This window comes from Myxococcus sp. AB025B (assembly GCF_006518215.1).
Taxonomy (GTDB): domain Bacteria; phylum Myxococcota; class Myxococcia; order Myxococcales; family Myxococcaceae; genus Myxococcus; species Myxococcus fulvus.
Map to the genome: position 1 here is coordinate 1 of NZ_SRLW01000499.1, position 4,160 is coordinate 4,160.

The following is a 4,160-nucleotide window of genomic DNA, read 5'->3' on the forward strand; positions in this document are numbered from 1 at the left end:
CCGCCAAGGAGCCTCCCTCCCCCGAACCCCCTCCGAACCAACTACACAAGATTCGGGACTTGACCGGGCTATGTCCGGCGCCTTATCGTGTCTTGGCGATCTCCTTCAAGGGCGACGCGGCGATCAATCTCGCTGCGCGCGTTCGCAAGCGCTGCCCACCCGAATTGGCAAACCGATTCACTTCGCTGACCTTCGACGCCTTCACCAAGGGGCTTGTCGACCGGTTCTTGGCGGCAATACCAGCCGACTGGCGCCCAAGCCGACCATATGAAATCGCGTATCATACTCGTCGGCAGATCGAGGGGTTTCTCGATCATTCCCGCCTCAGCGCTCCCGCCCAATGGCATGCAGAGATTGGCGGCTTTACCTTCGGAACGTTCGAATCCCACCATGTGGGCGTTTATCGTCTTCCCCTCGCGCGGACAGCACCACAGTCAGGCGCGACATTCACTATTCAGCGCTGGTGGGCGGCCCAGCTAGCAGCACAGCCGCAGTCCGCCCTGACTTTCGTGAGCGTCAATCGATTGGCCGAATTGCTCTTGCGCGCGAGCCCTCACATCCGGCGCGCGATCCAACTGACCTATCCGTTCGTCTTTGTAGACGAGTTTCAGGATACAACTTACGCGCAGTACGACTTCCTACTTTCGGCGTTTAGTGGCGGCAAGACTGTTGTGACGGCGGTCGGTGACGACAAGCAGCGTATAATGACCTGGGCCGGCGCGCGAACTGACTCCTTTGAGCGGTTCGCCACAGACTTCTCTGCTGCTTGCATTCCCCTGCTCTTCAATTTCCGCTCCTCGCCGGATCTCGTTCGGATCCAGCACGTCGTGGCAAAGGCGATTGATCCGCAAGCTGCACCCACGGAAGCCCAAGCCGCGCGACAGGTCGACGGCGATGTCGCCCAGGTTTGGAATAGTCCGACAATAGAGCGCGAAGCTAAGCACCTCGTTAGCTGGCTGGCGAATGACATGGCCGCCCGGGGTCGCACACCCCGTGACTATGCCATCTTGGTCAAGCAAAAATCGGATACCGTCGAGGCAGAGCTTACTATTCCGCTGGCCCAAGAAGGCTTACGGCTGAGAAATGAGAGCCACGCGCTCGGGCGCACGACATTACAAGATCTCCTCTCTGATGAGTTTGCCAGAGTCGCAATCGCCCTACTCCGACTCGGTGCGACGCGCCGAGCTCCGGACGCGTGGCGACTGTGCTCCGCTACGTTATTAGCTATACGAGCGGGCGAATCTGGAGACGAGCTTACGGAAGCAACCACCGAGGCAGCGCTCACTACTTTTCTGACGGCGCTACGCGCCGACATGGCCAACACGCCACCGACAGCGGCCAGCGCGGCGACATTCGCTGCGCGTGTCCTGGCATTTCTTGATCCGTCTGCACTTGCTCGAACGTACCTCGAATATGCATCAGGCGATTTACTGGCGATCATGGTCGAGGCCTTTCAGATGCATCTCGCCGCGTCAGCAATTGGCGCCACCTCTTGGACACTCTGCCTAGATGCATTCGAAGGTCTCGAACAGATTCCTTTGATGACCGTCCACAAAAGTAAGGGGCTCGAATACGACACCATTGTCTTCATAGGCCTCGACGATCAGGCATGGTGGGCGCACACGCCAGGCAACCGCGAAGGACTTGCGACCTTTTTCGTGGCACTCTCGCGCGCCAAGCAGCGCGCGATCTTCGCCTTTTGTCGAGAGCGGGGCCAACGACACCGCGTGGCTGAACTGTTCCAACTCCTCACCGATGCCGGCGTGCCGGAGATCGCAATATGAGCAACTCATCGGGCTTATTCTTGGCCGGTGGACGTTCTTCACTTCTGGCGCGGAACCACGGCCATTCGTGCTCCATGGTGGAGTTCCTGGAATTGGGACAAGTCTCGAACTTTGTGTCGTTGGGTCGGAGAGACTGGGGGAAGGCTCCTTGGCGGCATCGGGAAGAGGCCGTGTCTGGAGTTATTTGAGCAGGGACAATGGTGTCCAACATGCCGATGAGGTACGCCCATCTGAGCGCGGAGGCGACGCGGGACGCCGTCCATCCCCTCAACACGCCCTTGATGACAAAGGGCAATATGGAGCAACGGCCATGGGCTCGAAAAACAAAAAGCCCAGCAACCGCTCGGCTGCTGGGCTTCTCACTCAGTGGAGGCGGCGGGAATCGAACCCGCGTCCGAAAGCCTTCCGCTCTTCGACCCTACGTGCGTAGTCCGCGATTTGCTACGTCCCCAAGACTCCCACGGACGGGATTCCTGGAGCCGGTCCTGGATAGGTCTCGCCACCTCGGGTCCAGGCACCCTCGGCAGCCAGCCCGCATTATGACGGTCGATCCCAACCCCACGGGCCGAGAGCTGGGGGACCGCGCACTAAGAGCTGTTTTTAGGCAGCCAGCGCGAGCTCAACGTTGTCGTTGGCTTTTGTGTCTTTGCCGGGTTGGATTTACGAGCTACCTGACAAGCTCGGCACGCGTCTCGAACTTCCTTGCCCCCGTCGAAACCAGGTCGCCCCCGGTAGTTGACTGCTTGCTCCACTGGCGGTCACCTCGTCGACCGCGTCTTCTCCACATTAACCGCTGAAGCGCCCTCGTCAATCCTCCTGAGCGTCCACCAGCCCACGTTCCCGCACGCGGACGGACACTCACCCTCGAAGTCGCTTCCCCTCCCGCCGCACCCGCGTAGGGTCGCCCCCTCGCTCGGCCTGCGCCCTACCCGCGCCGCCCGAGCCCTCGAGGACACCGCATGAGACGACTCCTACCCCTCCTCCTCCTGCTCCTGGGCACCGCCCTCCCCGCGCTCGCCCAGCCCCAGGCCGCCTCCCAGGCGTTCCCCTACACCCTCAAGACCGAGAAGCTCGCCAACGGCCTCACCGTCGTGCGCGTGCCCTACCCGTCCCAGGGAATCGTCTCGTACGTCACCGTCGTCCGCGTCGGCTCGCGCAACGAGGTGGAGGCCGGCAAGACGGGCTTCGCCCACTTCTTCGAGCACATGATGTTCAAGGGGACGAAGCGTCACCCCGAAGGCGAGCGCGAGCGCATCCTCGGCACCTTCGGCTTCGACGACAACGCCTTCACCACCGACGACATCACCCTCTACTACTCGTACGGCCCCAGCGCCGGCCTGCCCTTCCTCATCGACATCGAGGCGGACCGCTTCCGAAACCTCGAGTACTCCGAGCCGTCCTTCCGCACCGAGGCCCTCGCCGTGCTCGGCGAGTACCACAAGAACGCCGCCGCCCCGTACCTCAAGATGGAGGAGGCCCTCAACGCCGCCGCCTTCACCAAGCACACGTACCGCCACACCACGCTCGGCTTCTACGACGACATCAAGGCCATGCCGGAGGCCTACCAGTACAGCCGCGACTTCTTCGAGCGCTGGTACACCCCCGACAACACGATGCTCTTCATCGTCGGAGACTTCGACGATGACCAGGTCATGAAGCTCGTGCGCGAGCACTACGGCCCGTGGGACCGCAAGACGGCCTCCATCCAGGTCCCCAAGGAGCCGCCGCAGACGCAGCCGCGCACCGCCCACGTCGACTGGCCCCAGCCCACCCAGCCGCGCCTGGTCCTCGCGTGGCACACGCCCGCGGCCTCCGCCAACACCTCCGACGCCGCGCTCCAGACGGTGCTCGTCGCCTACCTCGTCGGCCCCACCAGCCCCGCCTACAAGCAGCTCGTCCTCGACAAACAGCTCGTCGAGGCCATCGGCAGCGACTACGTGGAGCACCGCGACCCGCACCTGTTCTCGCTCACCGCCACGCTCAAGAACGAGAAGGACTACGACCGCGTGCGCCTCGCCCTGCTCCAGGAGGTCAGCCGGCTCGCCGCGGGCAAGGTCGACGCCGCGCGCGTCAAGGCCATCCAGGACAACGCCCGCTACGGCGCGCTCATGGCCCTCCAGACGCCGCGCGACGTGGGCATCCAGCTGGGCTGGTACGCCGGCATCCTCGGCACGCCTGATGGCCTCCAGCGCCAGCTCGCCAACCTGGCCAAGGTGACGCCCGCGCAGCTCTCCGAGTTCGCCAAGCGCCACCTCAAGGCCACCAACCTCACCCTGCTCAGCCTCACCCCCAAGGTCTCCGACGCCGGAGGGACGAAGTAATGAAGACTCCTCGCCTGTTGTCCCTCGTCGCCCTCGCGTCCCTCGTCGGCTGCGC

At 63.2% G+C, this 4,160-nt stretch carries 2 protein-coding genes and 1 other RNA gene; 2 read left to right on the top strand and 1 reads right to left on the bottom strand.

The genetic code is table 11. From position 1 onward, the window contains the following. A partial coding sequence (locus FL311_RS41595; protein WP_141333152.1) for a UvrD-helicase domain-containing protein occupies nucleotides 1–1,784 on the top strand: 1,784 nt, incomplete at its 5' end. Nucleotides 1,785–2,148: 364 nt separating this feature from the next. Here FL311_RS41595 and ssrA read toward each other — a convergent pair. Then, nucleotides 2,149–2,514: a transfer-messenger RNA gene (gene ssrA, locus FL311_RS41600) on the bottom strand. Between the two features lie 229 nt (nucleotides 2,515–2,743). Here ssrA and FL311_RS41605 point away from each other — a divergent pair. Next, nucleotides 2,744–4,105 (top strand): pitrilysin family protein, encoded by a 1,362-nt coding sequence (locus tag FL311_RS41605; protein WP_141333153.1) that lies wholly within the window; start codon nucleotides 2,744–2,746, stop codon nucleotides 4,103–4,105. The last annotated feature ends 55 nt before the right edge of the window (nucleotides 4,106–4,160 follow it).

Coding starts and splice junctions, on each gene's coding strand:
- FL311_RS41605 (WP_141333153.1), top strand. CDS start 2,744: ATGAGACGACTCCTACCCCTCCTCCTCCTGCTCCTGGGCACCGCCCTC.